This is a genomic window from Vibrio sp. F13 (assembly GCF_020806305.2).
Taxonomy (GTDB): domain Bacteria; phylum Pseudomonadota; class Gammaproteobacteria; order Enterobacterales; family Vibrionaceae; genus Vibrio; species Vibrio crassostreae_C.
Window position 1 is genome coordinate 3087798 of the sequence record NZ_CP170175.1, and the last position, 24242, is coordinate 3112039.

General features: G+C 45.2%; 6 protein-coding genes. 1 reads left to right on the forward strand and 5 read right to left on the reverse strand.

From position 1 onward, the window contains the following. Nucleotides 1-338: 338 nt before the first annotated feature. Nucleotides 339-18263, forward strand: coding sequence for a retention module-containing protein (locus LMH68_RS14215; protein WP_229647052.1), 17925 nt, complete (start codon nucleotides 339-341; stop codon nucleotides 18261-18263). A gap of 75 nt (nucleotides 18264-18338) precedes the next feature. Here LMH68_RS14215 and LMH68_RS14220 read toward each other — a convergent pair whose 3' ends face one another. From LMH68_RS14220 to LMH68_RS14240, 5 genes are all read right to left on the reverse strand, one after another. Continuing rightward, nucleotides 18339-19103: a transporter substrate-binding domain-containing protein gene (locus tag LMH68_RS14220; protein ID WP_017067326.1), complete on the reverse strand. Its 765-nt coding sequence runs from the start codon at nucleotides 19101-19103 to the stop codon at nucleotides 18339-18341. Nucleotides 19104-19366: 263 nt separating this feature from the next. Next, the gene (locus LMH68_RS14225) at nucleotides 19367-21133 is read right to left on the reverse strand and encodes a sodium:solute symporter family protein (RefSeq protein ID WP_017061487.1); all 1767 of its coding nucleotides are present in this window, start codon (nucleotides 21131-21133) and stop codon (nucleotides 19367-19369) included. Between the two features lie 861 nt (nucleotides 21134-21994). Then, complete coding sequence (locus tag LMH68_RS14230) at nucleotides 21995-22621, reverse strand: bifunctional 4-hydroxy-2-oxoglutarate aldolase/2-dehydro-3-deoxy-phosphogluconate aldolase (protein WP_017061486.1); 627 nt, start codon at nucleotides 22619-22621, stop codon at nucleotides 21995-21997. A 73-nt stretch (nucleotides 22622-22694) separates the two neighbouring features. After that, nucleotides 22695-23627 carry a sugar kinase gene (locus tag LMH68_RS14235; RefSeq protein ID WP_017061485.1) on the reverse strand — a complete coding sequence of 311 codons (933 nt, stop codon included), beginning with the start codon at nucleotides 23625-23627 and terminating at the stop codon, nucleotides 22695-22697. A 34-nt stretch (nucleotides 23628-23661) separates the two neighbouring features. After that, nucleotides 23662-23997, reverse strand: a complete 336-nt coding sequence (locus tag LMH68_RS14240) for a cupin domain-containing protein (protein WP_009846518.1) — start codon at nucleotides 23995-23997, stop codon at nucleotides 23662-23664. Nucleotides 23998-24242: the final 245 nt, after the last annotated feature.

Consider the following 24242-nt stretch of genomic DNA (forward strand, 5'->3'; position numbering starts at 1 on the left):
AAATTTGAGGTGTAATTAAGGTATGCGTTTTATTGCATATTAATCAACACCCTATAAACTTTTGCTTAGTCCATGAACAAACTAAAGTGAATGCCTAGATTTGTGAAAAGAAGTCACTTCGCACAGACATGACATTTCGGATAAGGAAGACTAGGCTTAAAGTTAAGTAAACTATAAAAAAAACAGGCGAAACGGAACTGACTCATCACATACATCAGTCTACGTAATTGATTGTTAATGCAGAGAATAAGTTCTGAATATAATTTAAGCCTGAAACCGTTATTACTATCATTTTCACGATGTTGGGCAATACAGCATTTTGTGACCTCGGGGGATATATGGGTATTGAAGTTTCGCGCCAAGCTGCAGTTGTAGAGGCAGTGAGTGGAGAAGTCATTGCGGTTAAGTCTGATGGAAGCGCACGAAAAATTTCAGTTGGCGATATTATTCGTGAAAACGAGATTGTTATCACTGCAAACCAAGCAGAGCTGTTATTAGGTAACCCAAACGGTGTCACTGAGGTGGCAAGTAATTGTGTTGGCTGTGTTGATCAAGACTTAGTGTGGGCTGATGCTCCTATCGCTGGAGAAGTTAATTTTGACTTACAGCAAGCCGATGCAGGAGATTTTGATGATGATGAATTTGCTGCTATCCAAGAAGCCATTTTAGGTGGTGCCGATCCGACCCAAATCTTAGAAGCAACGGCTGCGGGGGGCGGATTAGGTTCTGCAAACGCTGGCTTTGTGACGATTGACTACAACTACACCGAAACTCATCCGTCGACATTTTTTGAGACCGCAGGTCTAGCAGAACAAACGGTTGATGAAGACCGAGAAGAGTTCAGAACAATAACCCGTTCATCGGGCGGTCAATCAATCAGTGAAGTGCTCACCGAAGGCTCCATTTCTGGCAATACCTACCCCCAATCTATTACAACTACCGAAACGATTATTGCTGGTAGTTTAGCGCTCTCCCCTGATTCTTTTGTTCCAGAAGCACTGTCTCTCGCTTCGCTACTCACAGAGCTAAACAGTGATATTACTTCAAGTGGTCAACCCGTTACGTTTACTTATGATGCGGCGACGAACTCTATCATTGGTGTTCAAGGCACCGATGAAGTATTACGCATCGACATCGATGTTGTTAGTGTTGGAAACAACGCTGAGCTTTCATTGACCACAACGATTTCTCAACCAATTGATCACGTAACGTCTGTTGGTGGCGGTCAGGTTTCCTATACAGGCGATCAAATTAACATCACTTTTGATATTCAAGGTGAAGACACCGCCGGAAACCCATTAGCAACACCAATTAATGCGCAAGTTGCCGTGGTTGACGGGGGCGATCCGTCTGCTGAAAGTGTGAATATCAGTAACGTAGAAACTAGCAGTGCAGCAATTGAAGGAACGTTCTCCAATATTGGTAGTGATAATCTTCAATCAGCTGTATTTGATGCTGGTGCACTGGACCAGTTTGATGGGTTGCTCAGCGATAATCAAAATACGCTTGCCAGACTTTCTGATGATGGAACAACGATTACTCTGTCCATCCAAGGTCGAGGTGAGGTTGTTCTCACTATCTCACTAGATACCGATGGTACTTATAAATTCGAGCAGTTTAATCCAATAGAACAAGTGGGCACCGATTCACTGACGTTCGATTTACCGATCACGATTACCGATTTCGACCAAGATGTTGTAACCAATAACATCAACATTGTTATCACTGATGGCGATAGCCCAGTCATTACTAATGTCGACAGTATTAGTGTCGATGAAGCAGGCATCATTGGTGGCTCACAAGAGGGAACCGCGCCTGTAGCGGGGAGCGGAAGTATCACTGCCGATATTTTCGAAAGCGACATCATCGACCATTATGAACTGGAGCCGACGGAATTTAATACGGGTGGCAGCTTGGTTTCAAATGGTGAGGCTGTGCTACTTGAGCTGATTGGTGAGATCGGTGGTGTAAGAACTTATGAAGGTTACGTTGAGGTCAATGGAACGAGAATTACGGTCTTTGATGTTAAAATTGATAGCCCTTCATTGGGCAACTATGAGTTTAATCTTTATGAAGAACTTTCTCATCAAGGCGCTGAAGATGCGCTGCTAACTTTTGCATTGCCAATTTATGCTGTTGATGCAGATGGCGACCGTTCTGCACTATCTGGCGGTTCGAGTACACCAGAAGCCGCAGAGATTCTCGTTAATGTCACAGATGATGTTGTTGAGCTAGTTGATAAAGTTGAGTCAGTCACGGAACCAACTTTAGCCGGCGATACCGTTGTTTCGTATAACCTATTCAACTTCGAAGGCGCTGATGGCTCGACAATTCAATCTTTTAACTATGATGGTGTTGATTACTCACTAGATCAGAGCTTGCTGCCAGATGCTGTTCAAACATTCAGTTTTACTGAGGGTGTTGTAACCATCTCACTAAATGGCGATTTTAGTTTTGAAGTTGCGCGCGATATTGACCATACAAACAGTGAAACCATTGTAAAACAGTTCTCGTTTTTAGCTGAAGATGGTGATGGAGACACTGACACTTCAACACTTGAGCTAAGTATCACTGACGGTCAAGATCCAATCATTGATTTGATCCCGCCAGTTACTCTCTCAGAAGCCAACCTTGCTGATGGATCCTCTCCAAGTGGAAGTGCGGTCAGCGCTACCGAGACGATTACCTTTACTGCTGGTAGTGATGATGTAGCTAAATTTCGTATTGAACCAACTGAATTCAATGTCGATGGGACACTGAAATCGAATGGGTTTGCGGTTGAGATAAAAGAAGACTCTGCTATTCAGGGCACTTACATCGGTTTTATTACCAACGCTTCTGGCTCTGAAATCCCAGTATTCACCATTAGTTTCTCTGCTACTACGTTAGGTGAATACACCTTTACCTTACTTGAAGCGCTAGACCATGTGGATGGCCGAGATAAAAACGATTTAAGCTTTGAGCTTCCTGTTTATGCGGTAGACAGCGATGGCGATGACTCATTGGTGTCTCAGCTTAATGTGACTATTGGTGATGACGTTCAAATCATGCAAGACGGTACGTTAGATATCATCGAGCCAAATCTTGCTGACGGCACTGTAACAACCAACACCATTGACGTGATGCCCGATCAAAGTGCAGATGGCGCGACAATCACTCAGTTTACTTATGACGGTGTCGTAAACACACTGGATCAAAGCATTTCAGGCGAACAGCAATTTAGCTTCACGGAAGGCGAGCTATATATCACTCTTGGAGGAGAAGTACGCTTTGAGCCAAATCGTAATTTAGACCACACAACGAGCGAAGACATCGTGAAGTCGATTGTGGTGACTTCAAGTGACTTCGATAACGACCCGGTGACATCAACCGTTACTTTGACCATTACTGATGGTGATAACCCTACTATCGATGCTGTTCCGAGTGTTGCTCTTGAAGAATCGGATCTCGCTGATGGCTCATCACCAAGCGGCAGTGCGGTTAGCCAAACAGAAACCATCACTTTCACCAACCAAAGTGACGATGTTGAGAAATTCCGTTTAGAGCCTAGTGAATTTAACGTTGGCGATTCTCTCACGTCCGATGGTCTGGTGATCGAGATTAGAGAAGAACCTGCAGGTTCGGGTAATTATATCGGTTTCACGACTGATATTTCGAATACTGAAACTACCGTTTTCACTCTTGATTTCAGCAGTACTAATTTGGGTGAATACACCTTTACGCTTATCGAAGCGATTGACCACACGCCGATTCAAGGCAATAACGACCTCACATTCAACTTGCCTGTTTACGCCGTCGATAGCGACGGTGACGACTCTCTGATGTCTCCGTTGGCGGTGACGATCACCGATGACGTTCAAGTGATGGTCAATAGCTCACTCGATATTGAAGAGCCAACGGTCTCGGATTTAGCGGCAGGTACGCCGACCACGACAACGGTTAATGTTCTTGATGAAGAAGGCGCTGATGGAACGACCATTACTCAGTTGACCTACGATGGTGGAGCGGTACTAACACTTGACCAAAGCGATACGGGTGAACAGAAATTTGATGTTCCTGAGGGTTCGCTGTATATCACCCTACAGGGCGACGTGCGTTTCGAGCCTAATCGCAATCTCGACCACACAGGTGGAGACATTGTTAAATCGATAGTGGTGACCTCAAGTGATTCTGATAACGATCTTGTTTCCTCAACGGTTACGCTGACCATTACCGATGGCGATATTCCAACGATTGATAATGTACCAAGTGTTACGCTATCTGAATCCAACCTGAGTGATGGCTCTACTCCAAGCGGCAGTGCGGTCAGTCAAACTGAGACGATTACCTTCACCAACCAAAGTGATGATGTGACGAGTTTCCGTATTGAACCTACTGAGTTCAATATTGGCGGCCTTCTAAAATCGAATGGACTGACGGTTGAGTTGAAAGTCGACCCAAGTACGCCGGGTGGCTACATCGGCTTTGTGACGACGGCGCCTAATGTTGAAACGAACGTGTTCACGATTAGTTTTTCGGATACCAATATCGGTCAATACACCTTCACACTGTTGGAAGCGTTAGATCACGTTGATGGGCTAGGAAATAACAACCTAAGCTTTGACCTGCCGGTTTACGCTGTTGATAAAGATGGTGATGATTCACTGGTGTCTCAACTCAATGTGACTATCGGTGATGATGTCCAAATCATGCAAAACGGCACATTAGATATCGTTGAACCGAATGTTGCTGATTTGGCTGGTGGTACTGTAACGACCAATACCATCGATGTGATGCCAACGCAAAGTGCTGACGGCGCGACAATCATTCAGTTCACCTACGATGGTCAACTTCGAACACTTGATCAAACTGACAATGGCGAGCAAAAGTTCAGCTTCACGGAAGGAGAGTTATTCATTACTCTTCAAGGTGAAGTGCGTTTTGAGCCAAATCGTAATTTAGACCACACAACGAGCGAAGACATCGTGAAGTCGATTGTGGTGACTTCAAGTGACTTCGATAACGATCCCGTGACAGCAACGGTTACGCTGACGATTACCGATGGTGATATCCCAACCATCGATGCCGTGCCAAGCGTTACTCTATCTGAAACTAACCTTAGCGATGGCTCTAGCCCGAGCGGTAGCGCAGTAAGTCAAACCGAGACGATTACTTTCACTAACCAAAGTGATGATGTGACGAGTTTCCGCATTGAACCAACTGAGTTTAATGTCGGTGGTGTACTGAAATCGAATGGGTTTGCGGTCGAGATAAAAGAAGATTCTGCTAATCCGGGCACTTACATAGGCTTTATTACCAACGGTTCGAGCGCTGAAGTCCCCGTGTTTACCATTAGCTTCTCTTCAACCACGTTAGGAGAATACACTTTCACTCTACTTGAAGCGCTAGACCATGTTGATGGCCTAGCGAACAATGATCTGAGCTTTGACCTGCCTGTTTATGCGGTAGACAGTGATGGTGATGATTCACTGGTATCGCAGCTTAATGTAACGATTGATGATGATGTTCAAATCATGCAAGGTGGTGCGCTCAATATTACCGAGCCGACCGTCGCTGATTTAGCGGCTGGTACATCGACCACGGCTACTTTTGATGTCATGCCAAACCAAAGTGCTGACGGCGCGACCATCACTCAGTTCACTTATGATGGCGTCGTAAACACCCTCGATCAAAATATTGCAGGCGAACAGCAGTTTATCTTCGCAGAAGGCAAACTGTACATTACCCTCGAAGGTGAAGTTCGCTTTGAGCCTAATCGAGATCTTGACCATACGGCCGGCGATATTGTTAAGTCGATAGTGGTGACCTCAAGCGATTTCGACAAAGACTCAGTCACGTCAACCGTTACGTTAACGATCACCGATGGTGATATTCCAACCATTGATGTTATTCCAACGGTTAGCTTATCTGAAACGAACCTGACGGATGGTTCAGCCCCAAGTGGCAGTGCGGTAAGTCAAACCGAAACCATCACCTTCACTAATCAAAGTGATGATGTGGTCCGCTTCCGCCTTGAACCAACAGAGTTCAATACCAATGATGCACTCACATCGAATGGTTTAGCTGTTGAATTACGTGAAGATCCGCAAGGGTCGGGCAACTACATCGGATTTACAACCAGCTCGTCGAATGCGGTAACCACAGTATTTACGTTGAGTTTTTCTGGGACAACCTTAGGTGAATACACCTTTACCTTAATCGAAGCCTTGGATCATCAAGATGCACGTGGCAACAACGACCTGAGTTTTGATCTGCCTGTGTATGCGGTGGATAGTGACGGCGACGATTCGTTAGTCTCTCAGCTTGGCGTGACTATTGGTGATGATGTGCAGTTGATGCAAGGCGGCACAATAACCAGTCGTGAGCCTGCTGGAGTCGTCGAAACATCGAATACTCTGGACGTGATGCCAAATCAGAGCGCAGATGGAGCAAAAATCACTTCATTTGTGTTTGATGGAAACAGTGCAGAAAGCCTTGATCTCAATGTGAATGGCGAGCAAGAGTTTGTGTTCACTGAAGGTTCTGTATTTATTACCACAGAAGGTGAGATACGATTCGAGCCTGTGCGAAATCAAGATCACACGAGTGGTGATATTACTAAGACGATTGTTGTTACATCTACTGACCTTGATGGTGATATCGTCTCATCTACCGTGACATTGAAGATTACCGATGGTGATCTTCCAACGATCGATTTGGTCCCTGGAATTACGCTCTCAGAAGTGGATCTCGCTGATGGTTCTTCGCCAACCGGCAATCCAGTGGCGATGACTCAAGTTATTACCTACTCAGAGGGTAGTGACGATGTTAGTTATTTCAGAATTGACCCTGCTCAGTTCAATACTTCGGGGGCTTTGAAGTCGAATGGATTAGAGGTTGAGATTAAAGAGCAGCCAGCGAATTCTGGTAATTACATTGGCTTCGTCAAGGACGGTTCTAACGTCGAAACCAACGTCTTCACGATCAGTTTCTCGACAACCAATCTAGGGCAATATACGTTCACACTGCTTGAAGCGTTAGACCATACAGATGGATTACAAAACAATACTCTAAGTTTCGATGTCCCTGTTTTAGCGGTTGATACCGATGGTGATGATTCTGCAATGTCGCCAATGACCGTGGTGATCACCGATGATGTACAAGGCGTTCAAGATGGGGCGTTAAGTATCACTGAGCCTTCACTTGCTGATATAGCAGCAGGTACGCCAACCACGCCAACAATCGACGTTATGCCGACACAGAGTGCTGATGGCGCGAAAGTGACTCAGTTTATCTACGATGGTGGCACGGCTGTTACGTTAGACCCAACTGTGTCTACAGAACAAGTTTTTACCGTAACCGATGGCTTACTGTACATCACGATTGAAGGTGAGGTGCGCTTTGAACCAAGTAGAAATCTAGACCATTCATCTGGCGATATCGTGAGAACGATAGTCGTGACGACCAGTGATTTTGATAACGATACCGATACCGCGGATGTCACGTTGACGATCAAAGACGGAATTGATCCGGTTATCGATGTAGTGCCAGATATTAACCTATCGGAAGTTGGTCTTGCTGATGGCTCTATGCCGAGTGGTTCAGCGGTTAGCTCGACACAAACGATCACTTATACCGTGGGTAGTGATGATTTAAGCCACTTTAGAATTGCAACCAACGAGTTCAATCCTGGCGACCTACTCAAATCAAATGGTCTTGTTGTTCAGTTAAAAGAAGATCCTGCTTCACCTGGCGACTACATCGGGTTTACTGATGACGGGGCCGGTAACGTAACTAATGTATTCACCATTGATTTTGATAGCGTTAATAAAGGGCAGTTCACCTTCACTTTGATTGAGGCGTTAGATCACCTTGATGGTGATCTTAATAACAGCCTCAACTTCAACCTGCCTGTTTACGCCGTTGATACCGATGGTGATGATTCGGTTAAACGCGATGTCATGGTAACGATACAAGATGACATTCAACAGATGCAAGATGGCACGTTAAGCATCACAGAGCCAAATACTGGCACACCAACCACTGCTACTGTTGATGTAATGCCTACACCAAGTGCTGATGGGGCGACCATTACTCAGTTTACTTTTGGTGGCGGTTCAGCGATCACCTTGGATCAAACTAACAATGGCGAGCAAGAGTTTACCTTCACTGAAGGCTCATTGTTTGTCACGCTAAGCGGTGATGTAAGGTTCGAACCAAACCGAAATCTAGATCATTCTGCGGGCGACATTGTTAAGTCGATTGTGTTTACGTCTTCTGACTTTGATAAAGATACCTTTTCATCAACAGTCACGCTTACGATTGTTGATGGCGATGGACCAACAATCAACGTTGTGCCAAGTGTCAGCTTGTCGGAAAGCTTACTTGCGGATGGTTCGACACCTAGCGGAACGCCTGTCAGTGTGACTCAGACTATCACCTCGCTAGCGAGCAGTGATGACATTGGAAAAATAGTCGTTGAAGCTGGGCTGTTCAATACCAACGGCGTGTTGAAGTCTGATGGCCTTGAATTGAGTTTACGTGAGGAGCCTGCGGGTTCTGGCGACTACATTGCGTTTACGACGGATGGTTCGGGTGGTGAGAAAATCATATTCACCCTAGATTTTGATGATACTAATCCTAGCCAGTATACCTTTACGCTGCTTGAGCGTTTGGATCACGTTGATGGCTTAGGAAGCAACGATCTGAGTTTTGATCTTTCTGTTTACGCGCAAGACACCGATGGCGATATTTCAGCGTCTAAACCGCTTTCAGTAACCATCACCGATGATGTCCAGTTAATGAAGTCTGGTGCGCTTAGCATCACTGAACCAAGCTCGGGCACACCTACCACAACGACATTTGATGTGATGCCTGCGCAAAGTGCTGATGGCGCCACCATAACCAAATTTACTTATGGTAGTCAGCCTGAAGAGTCTCTGGTGCAAACCAACACTGGTGAGCAAGAGTTTGTATTTACGGAAGGTTCGTTGTTTATCACGCTTGAAGGTGATGTGCGCTTTGAGCCTAATCGAAACCTGAATCATTCTGGTGGTGATATCGTTAAGACGATTACCGTGACATCAGAAGATAAAGACGGTGATATTGTTACTTCGACCGTGACATTGACGATTTCAGATGGTGCTCCACCGGTAATTGATACTGTACCAACGGTTGCATTGGAAGAAGCGAATCTCGTGGATGGTTCATCTCCGAGCTTACCTGTGAGCCAAACTGAAACCATTGCTTTCACAGCGGGAAGTGATGATGTGAGCTATTTCCGTATTGATACCACTCAGTTCAACACGTCTGGTGATTTGAAATCGGATGGCCTAGTGGTTCAGCTTAAAGAAGATCCAGCCAACAGCGGAACCTATATTGGTTTCGTTGAGAGTGGGGGTGTTCAAACGGATATCTTTACCATCACTTTTAATAGTGTAGTGCTAGGCGAATACACCTTCACTTTGTTGGAAGAGCTCGATCATCTGCCTGTGCAAGGCAACAACGATCAAGTATTCACTCTGCCAGTGATCGCGGTCGACCAAGACAATACCGACTCTGTGATGAAACCTTTGACCGTTACTATCACCGATGATGTGCCTGTCATTACCGATACGACAGCGACCAGCACATTTGTGGTTGATGAAGATGATCTCGGCTCTGCGATTTCTCAAGCAACAGGTGCATTTGTTACCACAGAAGGTGCAGACCAAGTAGAGGTTTACGAACTGCGTAATATCTCTGCGCTTGAAGCGACATTGACCTCTGGAACTGAAGCGATTTCTATTACAGAAGTCACAGGTGCCGCCAACACAACGACCTATCAAGGTACGACGACAAGTGGAACTCCTATCTTCACGCTCGCGCTAGCGAATGACGGCTCTTATACGTTTACGTTGCTAGGTCCTCTAAACCACCCAACAAGCCCGAATTCCAATACCTTAACGATTCCATTTGATGTCGTTGCGGTTGATGGTGACGGCGATGATTCTAACCAATATGTATTGCCAATCGAGGTGCTAGACGATGCGCCAGTAATGAGTGCGCCGACGGGTGAAACGGTTGTCGATGAAGACGATCTTACTGGTATTGGTTCCGATCAATCTGAAGACACCATTATTAATGGCCTGTTCACTGTCGATGAAGGCGCGGATGGTGTTGTGAAGTATGAACTGGTTGATGAAGATTTGGTTCTGACTGGCTTAACCTCCAACGGAGAAAGTTTAGAGTGGCTTGCTGTTTCACAAAGCGGCACAACATTTACTTACGTTGCTCAAACTGCAACGAGTAATGAAGCTGTGTTTGAGATTATTTTCGATACCTCGGATAACAGCTATCAGTTTGAATTGTTTAAACCACTTAAGCACCCTGATGGCGCGAATGAAAACGCAATTGACCTTAACTTTTCTGTTGTTGCAGAAGATTTTGATCAAGACCAATCAAACGCGATCGATTTGAAAATCACGGTGACTGATGATGTTCCATTGGTGACAACTCAATCGATCACACGAATTGAAGGCCAGGGCTATGGTAATTCCAAAGTTGACATGTTTGCTAATGCGACGGATGTCGGCGCGGATGGCGCGGTACTGAGTCGAATTGAGGGCATTACCAGTAATGGTGCAGATATTGTTTTCCGTACAGGAAACAGCGGGCCGTACAGCAGCAGTTTCGATTTAAATAGCGGTAGTCAACAAGTACGAGTGTACGAACAAACCGACGATGGTAGTGGTGGCGTGGACACCCGTGAGCTAGGGCGTTTGCGTATCAACTCAAATGGCGAGGTTGAATTTAGAGCTAACGGCTATCTCGATCATGACGGCCTAGACACCATCGATTTTTCGATTAATGTGATTGCGACGGATGGCGATTTAGATACCTCTGAAACACCGTTAGATATAACGATTACTGATAGGGACTCTACAAGAATCGCTCTGAAAGTGACGACCTTCGAGGATGCGGGTAGAGACTCAACCATACCTTATGCAACAGGCGATGAGCCGGCTCTTGAGAATATTCAAGATAACCAAAATGGTTTGCCTAATGCGCCAGCTCAAGTTGCGCTGCAAGTTAGTCTGTATGACCAAGATAACGCTGAATCTATTGGCCAGTTGACGATTAAAAGCCCGAACGGAGGTGATAGTCATCAAGGTACTTTTTATTACTTTGATGGTGCTGACTACATTGAATTAGTGCCTGAGTCAAATGGGAGCATTATATTTGGTCCTCCTCAACTCGAACAAAGCTTTGCTCCAAATCCGAATGAGCCAAGACAAACTATTGCGACGATAGACAACTTGTTCTTTGTTCCGGACCAACACGCTAGTTCGGATGAAACTGGTGGGCGCGTTCGTTATGAGCTAGAAATTGAGAAAAATGGCAATACGGATCACACCGTTAACTCAAACTTCAGAATCGAGATTGAAGCGGTAGCGGATATTGCAACGTGGGATGACGCCAACAGTACTTATCAGTATCAAGTGAATGAAGATGAAGACAATGTTACGTTGCAGCTGAATGCTGAATCGCAAGATAACAGTAATACTGAGACGATTACCTATGAACTTGAAGCGATTCAGGGTGATGGGAAGTTTGAGTTACTTGATCAAAATGGCAATGTGTTAACGCCTGTTAATGGTGTTTATATCATCGCATCTGCTGATATCAATAGCACAGTCGTTAACCCAATCGACAACTTCTCTGGACAAATTGAGTTCAAAGCGACGGCAATTACGGAAGAGACGCTTAACCCATACGATGACTCAGCGAACGGCGGGTTAGACAAAACGACCGCTCGCTCTGTTGAGCAAAATATTATCATTGATGTGACTGCCGACGCGGATCCTGGTTCATTCAGTGTTAACAGGATTCGTATTAACGAAGACAATATTGATGACCCAGACTACCTAGGTCCTCTGGACAACAAAGATGCCTTCACGCTAGACGAAGTCATCACAATGAACGGCTCAGTGGACACTGATGGTTCAGAAGAGCTGTTTGTTCGTATCAGTAATATTACCGAAGGGGCGGTGCTTTATTTCCTTGGAACTACGACCCCAGTTCCTACAATCACCATTAACGGTATTGATTATCAGGAAGTGGCGTATTCCGATCTCGCCAACGTAGAGATTGTTCCGACTAAACACAGCAATGTCGATTTTACTTTTGATGTAACCGGTGTGGTTAAAGACACTGCGAACCTCTCTACTGGTGCACAAGTTGATGAAGAAATCCTAGGAACTAAAACGGTTAACGTTGAGGTTAAAGGGGTTGCAGATATTCCTTATGGCGGTACAAACGGTTCGGCTTGGACAGCAATCACCGATGGCACAACACCTGGTGTTCAAACCACGATCCAAGAGAGCCAGAATGGAGACAGCTACGCCGAGCTTGATTTCACCGTGTTGTCGGGAGAGAGAAGACCTGATCCTGCAGCAGTAGATCAAACCCCATTACCTGACGATGGTTCAGAATCCATAACCGTTATCCTCTCGGGTATTCCTGATGGCGTTATTCTGGAAGACGGTGACGGTACCATTATTGACCTTAACTTTGTCGGTTACGAAACCGGTCCGGGTGGTAGCCCCGATCTTTCTAAACCTATCTACGAAGCGAACATCACTGACGCAGGTAAAACCTCAGGAATCCGCATCAGACCTGTCGATTCTTCAACAGAGAACATTCACATTCAGGGTAAAGTGATCGTGACTGAGAATGACGGTCATACGCTTACGTTTGACCAAGAAGTGCGAGTATTGGTCGAACCTAGAATCGATACCTCAGCGACGTACAGCACAGTCACTAATGGCGATGAAGATACGGCGATCAGTATTGATTGGCACCCAGAGGGTACTGATTATATTGATGATGATGAGCATTTCACTTCTATTGTGATCAGTGCCATTCCGACAGATGTTGAAAGTGTTGTGGTTAATGGCGATGTAACTTGGGTTTACGATGCTTCAGCAGGCACTTTAACCATTACGCCGAAGAGTGGACAGACGGCAGAAGAGTTTACTCAAATTGCACTGAACAATAATTTTATTCAGATCACACCTGAACAAGACTCGAGCACCGACTTTACGCTTAATACGGTTGTCATGATCGAAGAGCGAGATCATGAGTATGTTGATGCGACTGATCCTGGTCAGGGCATCGCTACCGCGACAATCACGGGCTCGATTGATGTTATCGTACGTCCAGTCGTTGAGCCGAAAGACGCTAGCAACAAGCTTATCGTCGATGATGTGCTGGGTACTGGAGCACTAGCAACCGTAGTTGCTGATGCAAACACTGGCGTGCTTAAGTTCACAACCAACAGCGATAATACATCGGTTACGGATGAGTTCGTCATTCGATATCAAGAAACAGATGCTTCGTCCGCTATCGAAGAAGTTGACCAGTTAGTTATTGAATTAACAAACGTGGACGGTTCGGAGCTATCAGATGCTGTACTCAATCAACTGCTCGTTATTGGCGCTGCTTATGAAGGCAATGGGCGCTGGGTTGTAACGAATGAAGACATATTTAGCATCAGTGCATCGAACGGCCTTGTTCTTCCTTCAGGAAACAGCGGGGCAGGAGGGTTCAATGACATCAAGATGGATATCTTTAGCACGGTAATAGACCGAGGTGATGGTGCTGAGGTTGAGTCATCTACGGCCGCTCGTAGGGACGGAGAAGTCACTCTGTCATTCCCTCAAGTGGTGGCTGGGAGTACTAAGGTTGCAGCCGATATTGATATAACACCAGACAGTGTTGTTGATGCGATTGAGGACACCCAGTTAGATCTAGGTACGGCATTGAATGGTTTAATTACTTTCTCGGGCGAAGATGACTCAACTGATCAAGTGACCATCATTATTGATGACAGTGTGACCATTAATCCAGGAGCGGTGAACGAAGTCACCTTCCCAATTAGTTTATCGGGAAGCAGCGACCTAGACTTTGTTAATGGCAAATATGTATTCCAGACTACCGTCGATCAAGGGGTCTCGACCGACCTCTCTGGACTACTGCTTAACTTACCAGCCGACTACTCCGGCGACTTTAGGTTGCCGTTGACGATAGTAACTAAAGACGTATTGTCGGGGGATGAGAAAACTCTAGTGACAGAAGTAGTCATTAAAGTTGCTCCTGATGTTGAAGGTAACCCAGATATTGACGTTACTGTCGTTGGTTCGCTTGACGATTCGTTTAACCCTGTCGATACCGACGGTCAAGCAGGGCAAGATCCAGTCGGCTACGAAGATACCTATATCCAACTTGATTTCAGCTCGACCATTGATGACCAAGTAAGCGGAGTTGAAGGTGGTGACGAAAAATTCACCTCTATCACACTGACGTTAAATGACACGAGTGTTGGGGCTTTCTATACCAGCGCAGGGGTATCGCTTGGCACATCGGTGACCTTTAATGAAGCTGAGATTAATGCAGGCGCGTTGGATAATGTACTATTCCGACCGGCGTTAAATTACCCAACAGATAATGACGTAAATCAGGTGCAAGTGAATGTCAGCGGGACGATTACCGATACTGCTACATACAATGATGCAGCTTCGCCAACTGGCAGCGCGACTGATACCGATACTTTCTCTACCAATGTCAGTTTTGAAGTCGTTCCTGTGGTGGATGACGTGTCTGTCACTGGCCCGGGTAGCGATCCTGATGTTATCGAGATTACGGGTACTGAGGACCAGCTGATTTCTTTGTCGGGCACAGGGCCTGTATCGATTGCACTGACTGACCTTGATGGCTCAGAACAGTTTGTGTCGATTAAGTTTACAGATGTACCTGATGGCTTCCAGATGCGTGCAGATGCTGGTTCGGCATACACGGTGAAGAATAATGGTGGTGGTGAGTGGAGTGTTCAACTACCTCAAGCATCAGGGTTATCGTTCGACTTGAGTGAGATTTCGATTTTACCGCCTAAGGACTTCAGTGGTACGGCTGAATTTGGTGTTGCCGTATTTACTCAAGAATCTTTGTTGGGTGTGCCTACTGCAGCATCAAATCTGCCAAGCTTTAAGCTGCATGTGGTACCTGTGGGTGATGATGTTGATACTAATCCAACAGATTCTGTGACAGGTAACGAAGGTCAAAACATTGATATCGAAATCAATGCGACGATTTTGGATAAAGAGCTATCTGCAACGGGCAACGGCACTTATACCGAGAATGCACCAGAGACACTTCGAGTAGAAGTTGCGGGCGTTCCTCAAGATGCCTCTATCTATTATCCAGACGGCACAACCTTGGCTAGTTATGATCCAGTTACGCAGCTTTGGACACTTGATGTTCCTGCACAGTCGCTCGATAAGATCGTATTCAATTCAGGTGAACACAATAGCGATACGGGTAATGTATTAGGCATTAATGGCCCGCTGCAGATTACCGTTCGCTCTGTGGATACTGACGCTGATAACACCGAATATTTGGGGACGCCAACCAGCTTCGATGTTGATCTGGTGATTGATCCTATTAACGATCAACCGATCTTTGTGAACGTAACGAATATTGAAACATCGGAAGACATTAGTGTTGCTATCGACAACTTTAGTATCTACGACGTTGATGCTAACTTTGATAATCCAGACGCTCCGTATGTTCTTACGTTGCAAGTCGATCAAACACTTCCGGGAGCGCAAGGTGTGTTTGAGTTTACGAGCTCACCTGACGTGACGTTTGTATTGCAACCTGGTGGCTCATTGGTGATTACCGGTAAAGAAGCCGACATCAATACCGCATTGACTAATGGAGCCGTGACTTTCAAACCAGACCCAGACCAGAACTATCTCAACCAGAGTGGTTTAGTCACGATTAATGCAACACTCGATGACGGCGGTAATAATGGCTTGATTGATGCGGGTGATCCGAATACAGCACAGACCAACCAAACTACTTTCACCATTAAAGTAACGGAAGTGAATGACACTCCTGTGGCAACTGATGTTGATTTAGGTTCGATTGCTGAAGATGGTCAAATAGTGATTGTGGAAGGAGACTTGATTTCAGTAAGTTCTGACATTGAAAACCATAACCTGACGGTTACGGGTGTAACCCTGACTCAAGGACAAGGCCAATTAACGCGCTTTGAAAACGCAGGTGGCGCCGATAACGCGGCGATTACCGGACCATTCTGGCTGTTCGTTGCAGATAATGATTTCAACGGTGATGTGAAATTCAACTATTCCATTATCGATGATGGCACAACCAATGGTGTGGATGATTTCTTGACCGATAGCGCTGAAATTAGCCTCATCGTAACGGAAGTGAATGATGCACCTGTCGCGACAGACGTTGATTTAGGTTCGATTGCAGAAGATGGTCAAATCGTCATTGTTGAAGGGGATTTAATTGCAGCAAGCTCTGACCCAGAAAACCACAACTTAACAGTAACTGGTGTAACTCTGACTCAGGGACAAGGCCAACTAACCCGCTTTGAAAATGCAGGTGGCGCGGATGACGCGGCGATTACCGGACCATTCTGGCTATTTGTAGCGGACAACGACTTTAACGGTGACGTTAAATTCAATTACTCAATTACTGATGACGGTACAACTAATGGCGCGGATGACTTCCTAACCGACAGTGCTGAAATTAGTCTTGAAGTAACGGAAGTGAATGACGCTCCTGTAGCAACGGACATCGACTTAGGCAACATCCTTGAAGAAGGTCAGTTGATCATCAAAGAGGGCGATTTAATTGCTGCGACGAGCGATCCGGAAAACGACACGATTACCGTGACTAATCTGGCGCTCGATGAAGGCCAAGGTCAACTACAACGCTTCGAGAACGTAGGTGGTGCTGATGATGCTACGATCACTGGCCCATACTGGGTATTTACGGCAGCTGATGAATACAACGGCAACGTTAAGTTTACCTATACCGTAGAGGATGATGGTACAACCAACGGCGCTAATGACTTCCTAACGGATACAGCGGAGATCACCGCGATTGTCGATGGAGTGAACGATACACCGGTCGTTAATGGTGACAGTGTCACTACGGTTATTGACGAGGATGCTGGTCAACTGTTGAGTGGTATCAATGTCAGTGACCCTGATTATGTAGATACATTTTCTGATGATCTGATGACCGTCACGCTGACGGTGGATTACGGTACATTGAATGTATCACTTCCAGCAGTGACGACGGTTGTTGTTAACGGCAACAACACGGGTTCAGTCATCTTAGTGGGGACATTGAGTGACCTGAATGCGTTGATTGATACGCCAACCAGTCCAAATGGTGTTTTCCTTGATGCGAGCCTGTCTCCAACCAATAGCATTGGATTAGAAGTTGTTGCCAAAGACAGCGGCAACCCTTCAGGTATTGCGATAGAGACAGCACCTGTGGTTTACAACATCGCGGTGACGCCAGTGGCGAATGCACCAACCCTGTCTATCGATAGTGCGACTAACTACGTGAGAAACATTACTGCGAGTCAGTCTGTGAGTGCGAGTGGCATTCCTTTAGTTGGGATTATCGCAGCCTTAACGGACATTACAGAAGAGCTAACGCTGCATATCAGTGATGTACCTGCTGGCGCTCAAATCACCAGTGCTGCGGGTTCTGTGACGGATCTTGGCGGTGGTGTTTGGGTAGCAACGGCAGATGCAATTGAAAGCTTGCAAGCGGTTGGGCTTTCTCAAACTCCAGGTAACTACACACTGAAAGTCGAGGCGGTTTCTGAAGAGACTGACAACAACGATACAGCAACCTCTGCATCGATTGACCTTAACTTGAACATTGTGTCTAACGCAGTTGATATTAACTTGGCTTCGGAAACCGATGATGTTCAGTTACTGGCTGGTGCTAATGCGACTGACTTAACGGGTGGTTCAGGGAATGATCGACTTGAAGGTGGCGCAGGTGACGATACGCTTGTTGGCGGTGACGGTAACGACACCCTGATTGGCGGCGGAGGCTCAGACATTCTGACTGGTGGTGATGGTATGGACTCGTTCGTATGGCTTAACATCGAAGATGGTGTTGAAGATACGATTACCGACTTTGATTTGTCGGAAGGGGACAGCATTGACTTGAGAGAAGTGTTGCCGGAGCTTAAAAATACATCTCCAGACATGACCGCGTTGCTACAACAAATAGACGCGAAAGTGGACGGGGATGATATTGAGCTTACGATCAACCCGGATGGCTTAGGTACTACGGAACAGGTGATTGTGGTTGAAGACCTTGCGCCACAGCTAACCTTAAGTAGCACCATGCCTTCGGACATTCTGGATGCATTGGTACAGCAGAATGTGATAACTCACGGTTAAAGCGAACCATTGAACCATAACGAAAGAGGCCAGCATTGCTGGCCTCTTTTTTGTTACGGTATAAATTGAAAAGAGTTACTTAAGGGAGTTGTGGATCAGGAACTCTTCTTCAACACCTTTCAATTTCATCTCATCCATAATGAAGTTCACCGTGTTCAACAAACGTTGTTCACCTTTAGGAATCAGATAGCCGAACTGACTGTTGGTGAATGGAGTTTCGCAGCGTGCCGCTTCAAGACGTTCATCAGTTACTTGATAGAATAGACCTTCAGGCGTTTCTGTTACCATCACATCAACTTTGCCTTCTGCTACTGCTTTCGGTACGTCGAGATTGTTCTCGTAGCGTGTGAAGCTTGCATTCTGCAAGTTCGCGTCGGCAAAGATCTCGTTAGTACCGCCAATGTTCACGCCCACACGAACAGAAGAGAGGTTCACTTTCTCAATGCTGTCGTACTGTTCTGCGGTGCCTTTTGCAACCAAGAAACACTTACCAAAGGTCATGTAGCCTTGAGTTTGTTCCGCGTTTAACTGACGCTGCATTTTACGTGTAATGCCGCCCATTGCGATGTCGTACTTATCGTCGTCTAGATCGGCCAGTAGATCTTTCCATGTGGTACGAACAATCTTCAATTCAACGCCTAATTGTTCCGCGATGTGCTGTGCAACGTCGATATCGTAGCCAGAGTAGCTTTTACCATCGAAGTAAGAGAAAGGCTTGTAGTCACCTGTGGTGCCCACACGCAGAGTACCTGATTTTTGAATGTCTTCTAGCTGGTCAGCGTGTGCGACACCAGAAAGTGCCAGAGCAATGGAAGCAAGTAATAGTGATGTTTTTTTCATTGTAATTGTCTGTTGTGTTTGTGTTGTCATTCAAAGTAACAGAAACAATCAGAGAAAGAGATCAAACCATTGGAAAGGTTGGAAAAGAAGATGAAACGAGGGCAGGAGATAGGTATTTCTATGGTTTGTGAGCATTGATCGAGGTGCGTTTCATATTCCGTTTTGATAAACCGAAGACAAACAAAAAGCCCATGTTATCGAATAACATGGGCTTCATTTTGGTTTAACTTGTTAGCTGCTTATTTAGCTATTTAGCTATTTAGCTATTTAGCAACTGACTCGTTGTTCATCTTAGCCGGAGCTTTAGATGCGTTAACCAATAGGATACCAACGGTTAGTACCATTGAACCACATAGTAGGAACAACAAGCGTCCTGTTGGTTCGTTTGGAATCAGAGCCATTGCTAGGATACCGAAACCTGCTGTGCTGATAAGCTTACCAAGCATTGAACGCTGTTTAGTATCTAGGTTTTGTTGCTCTTCACCTTCCGCTACAAGCGGCGTGTTCCAGTTAGTGAATAGTTGGTCAACTTCTTTCTCACGCTCTGGAGATAGGCCTTTGTAGAAGCGAGAAGTCATGATGAAGTAACCACCTGTGAACACTACGTGAGCAGCTAAGCTAAGACCTACTTTCAAGTCGCTCCATTCACGGCCTGTAAGCGCTGTTTCTAGACCAAATAGGTTCTCGATGTCTTCTGCTTGCAGAGAGATACCGAAGATGTAAGAAACGAAACCACCAACCACTAGAGTAGACCAACCAGCCCAGTCAGGTGTCTTACGAATCCACATACCTAGTAGGACAGGGATAAGCATTGGGAAGCCAATCAACGCACCTACGTTCATTACGATATCGAACAAGCTTAAGTGACGCAGAGAGTTAATGAATAGACCAATCGCAATGATGAAAATACCCATCATGATAGTCGTTATCTTACTTACAATAACCAGCTCTTTCTGAGTCGCATTTTTACGAAGAATCGGGCTGTAGAAGTTCATTACAAAGATACCAGCGTTACGGTTCAAACCTGAATCCATAGAAGACATCGTTGCAGCGAACATTGCTGACATAAGAAGACCAACCATACCTGCTGGCATTACGTTTTGTACGAATGCTAGGTAAGCAGCATCACCGGCTTTGTCGCCCATTGATGTGTATTGCTCAGCGAACTCAGGCATGAATGCACTAACGTACCAAGGTGGTAGGAACCAAATTAGTGGACCAACAACCATAAGGATACATGCTAGGCCTGCCGCTTTACGTGCGTTTTCACTGTCTTTTGCACATAGGTAACGGTATGCGTTGATGCTGTTGTTCATTACACCGAACTGCTTCACGAAGATGAATACAACCCAAAGGATGAAGATGCTCATGTAGTTTAGGTTGTTACCTAACATGAAGTCGCCGTCGAAGTTAGCAACAATGTTAGTTAAGCCGCCACCGTGGAAGTAAGCTGCTACCGCACAAGTGATTGTCACGGCCATGATTACAAGCATTTGCATGAAGTCAGAAGCAACAACCGCCCAAGAGCCGCCGGTTACTGCCATCAATACTAGAACCATACCCGTTACCACAATGGTAGCTTCCATTGGGATGTTGAATACCGCTGCTACAAAGATAGCTAGACCGTTTAGCCAGATACCTGCAGAGATAAGGCTGTCCGGCATACCTGCCCATGTGAAGAACTGTTCAGACGTTTTACCAAAGCGCTGACGAATAGCTTCGATCGCCGTTACCACACGAAGTTGGCGGAACTTTGGAGCGAAGTACATATAGTTCATGAAGTAGCCAAAAGCATTGGCTAAGAATAGGATTACAATAACGAAACCGTCATTGAATGCGCGTCCTGCGGCACCTGTAAACGTCCATGCTGAAAATTGTGTCATGAAGGCAGTTGCACCAACCATCCACCACAACATTTTGCCGCCCCCTCTGAAGTAATCACTTGTAGAGGTGGTGAACTTACGGAACATCCAACCAATCGCGATTAAAAAGAAGAAGTAGGCGAGAACAACAAAAGTATCAATAGTCATCTTTTCAGCCTTTTAAATATCATAATTAACTGGGCTTAGATTAACGCGTCCCAAGGTTTATTTGTACTACAATATGTCTTTAGTATGATCTAGGTCGCATTGATTTTTCGGCCTCTAACACGTGGTTATATAAGTGTTTGTTTTAATTGAATTTAAATGTGAGTGTATTTTGTTTGAGATCTAAAATAAATTGAGGGTTAAATGTTTATATGTATTACAATATAAACAAAAGCGCTTACTTTGCCATATCTATAAGATTTTAATTATAACCGTAACAAATGTGCTACAAATTGGTGTGTTGTGCGACGACATTCACGTTAATTTGGAACTCTATACTGAAAAATTCTGTATTGGGATTTCAAGTGTAGCTCATTGTTTTCACTTCGCTATTTTGTATTTGTCTGCGGCTCTGTAGCCTTTATATGCTATTTATTCATTTTTTCGTGCCATAGAGGTGCATATTTGGAATTTTTGTCACTGAGTGGGCGTTAAACTGGACGGACGGGACACATTTTGCGGCTCACTTTGTCTATTGTGACCTTCATTAGATGCCACGAGAGATGTTTGATGACGTATCGAAAAGGAACATTGCTGGATAAGGGGCTGGATAAGAAACTGGATAGGCGATAGGGGGCACCAGTAACGCTTCGCTAGATGCATACTGACGTAGATTGAAAGCCTTACATTACTCGTTCTTGCCTGTCTTAGTCACGGATCTTTACGAGCCCATAGGGAGAAAGGCGATAGGGTATAGGGGAAACAGAACGTTGATTGAGCGTGTTTACGGTTAGTCAGCGCAATAAATGACAGATAACAAAAAGCCCCACCGAGGTGAGGCTTCATCACTAAATCTAAAACAGATTAAGCGTTAACGTGATCAACTGCGTCACGAACAAGCTTGCCTAGTTCTTCCCACTTACCTTCGTCGATAAGGTTAGTTGGAACCATCCAAGTACCGCCACACGCAAGTACAGAAGGGATCGATAGGTATTCATCTACATTCTTCAAGCTTACACCACCAGTAGGCATAAATTTAACAGGGTAAACCGCTGTTAGTGCTTTAAGCATGCCAGTACCGCCAGAAGGCTCAGCAGGGAAGAACTTCAACGTGCGAAGGCCCATTTCCATTGCTTGTTCCACTAGGCTTGGGTTGTTAACACCCGGTACGATTGCAACGCCTTTATCGATACAGTATTGAACAGTGCGCGGGTTGAAACCTGGGCTTACGATGAAATCAACGCCAGCTTCGATAGATGCGTCAACTTGCTCGTTAGTCAGTACAGTACCTGAACCAATTAGCATGTCTGGGAATTCTTTACGCATGATGCGAATCGCTTCGATTGCACATTCTGTACGTAGCGTGATTTCTGCACATGGCATGCCGTTTTCAACAAGTGCTTTACCTAGAGGGATAGCGTCTTCAGCACGGTTGATAGCGATTACAGGAATTACTTTTAGGTTTGCTAGTTGTTCATTTAATGTCGTCATGAATTCTTTCTCACGTTAAATGTGGGCTTGCTTTCAACTAAGCAAACCCTTGATTAATAGTTAAAGTGCGTAATTATAGAGACAGATCAGGCGTCGCTTCTAGAGGAATGATAGCACCTGGATGCTGAATCACAGTCCCTGCCACAATGTGACCTGCTAACGCTGCATCACGTGCATTGCCACCGCTTAAGCGCTTAGCTAGGAAGCCCGCGCTGAACGAATCGCCAGCCGCTGTTGTATCAACAATGTTGTCTACTGGATTTGGAGCAACGTACTGTGCGCTTTGGCTCTCAACTACTAGGCAGTCTTTAGCACCACGTTTAATGATGATCTCTTTCACACCAGATTCAGACGTACGTGCAATACACTGTTCAATGCTTTCGTCGCCGTACAACTCTTGCTCGTCATCGAACGTCAGTAGAGCCGTGTCTGTGTACTTAAGCATCTTCAAGTACCAAGAAATCGCTTCTTGTTGGCTTTCCCAAAGTTTTGGACGGAAGTTATTATCGAAGAATACTTGGCCGCCTTGAGCTTTAAATTTGTCTAAGAAGTTGAATAGCTGCGTGCGTCCATTCTCTGTCAAGATAGCAAGCGTAATACCACTTAGGTAAACCGCATCAAAAGAGAATAACTTATCAAGTAGAGCAGGTGTGTCTTCCTGGTCAAACATGAATTTTGCTGCAGCATCATTACGCCAGTAGTGGAAACTGCGTTCACCAGTTTCATCGGTCTCGATGTAGTAAAGCCCTGGTTGTTTGTGATCAAGCTGAGCAATTAAGCTAGTGTCGATACCTTCCGCTTGCCACTTTTCTAACATGTCGGTACTGAATGGGTCAGTGCCTAGTGCTGTTACGTAGCTCGTGTTGATATCTTGCTCTTTTGTTAAGCGAGACAAGTAAAGTGCAGTATTTAGTGTATCGCCACCGAAACTTTGCTTAAGCCCGTCTTGTTTCTTTTGTAGCTCAACCATGCACTCGCCAATGACCGCGATGTTTAATGATTTCATATGCTTACCTTAGCAACTGAGGTTGCGCTAGTTATTATTTTAGGAAATCTTCACGCGCAGGGTTGAAGATATCAAGAAGGATGCTGTCTTGCTCTAGTGCAACGGCACCGTGCATCATGTGTTTACGAGCGAAGTAAGCATCACCTTCTTTAAGGACTTTCTTTTCGCCTTCAATCTCAGCTTCGAAGCTGCCACGAACTACGTAACCGATTTGGTCATGGATTTCGTGAGTATGAGGGTGGCCAATCGCGCCCTTATCAAAACATAGGTGTACTGCCATTAGATCGTCAGTGTAAGCAACGATTTTACGCTTAATGCCGCCACCAAGTTCTTCCCATGGGTTTTCATCTAGGATAAAGAAAGAGTTCATTGTGTATCTCCTAATCTGTTTAAATCTTTTAAGTGTTACTTAACTTGCATCCATCATAAGGGAATGAGCTCAATTGTAATACAATATATCTAAATTTGTGTGATATTGATCAAGCGATACTTCATATAGCGTAAATAAATCAACAACTTAATAAATGGCTGATATTTACCATTAGTCAGCTACATCAATGACTTATGACTAATAGTGTGACTCTACTCATCATTTGGCGACGAATAGGTATAATT

What these genes read in the sequence shown, in the direction of transcription:
- LMH68_RS14215 (WP_229647052.1), top strand. Translation starts at nt 339, where the DNA reads ATGGGTATTGAAGTTTCGCGCCAAGCTGCAGTTGTAGAGGCAGTGAGT.
- LMH68_RS14220 (WP_017067326.1), bottom strand. Translation starts at nt 19,103, where the DNA reads ATGAAAAAAACATCACTATTACTTGCTTCCATTGCTCTGGCACTTTCT.
- LMH68_RS14225 (WP_017061487.1), bottom strand. Translation starts at nt 21,133, where the DNA reads ATGACTATTGATACTTTTGTTGTTCTCGCCTACTTCTTCTTTTTAATC.
- LMH68_RS14230 (WP_017061486.1), bottom strand. Translation starts at nt 22,621, where the DNA reads ATGACGACATTAAATGAACAACTAGCAAACCTAAAAGTAATTCCTGTA.
- LMH68_RS14235 (WP_017061485.1), bottom strand. Translation starts at nt 23,627, where the DNA reads ATGAAATCATTAAACATCGCGGTCATTGGCGAGTGCATGGTTGAGCTA.
- LMH68_RS14240 (WP_009846518.1), bottom strand. Translation starts at nt 23,997, where the DNA reads ATGAACTCTTTCTTTATCCTAGATGAAAACCCATGGGAAGAACTTGGT.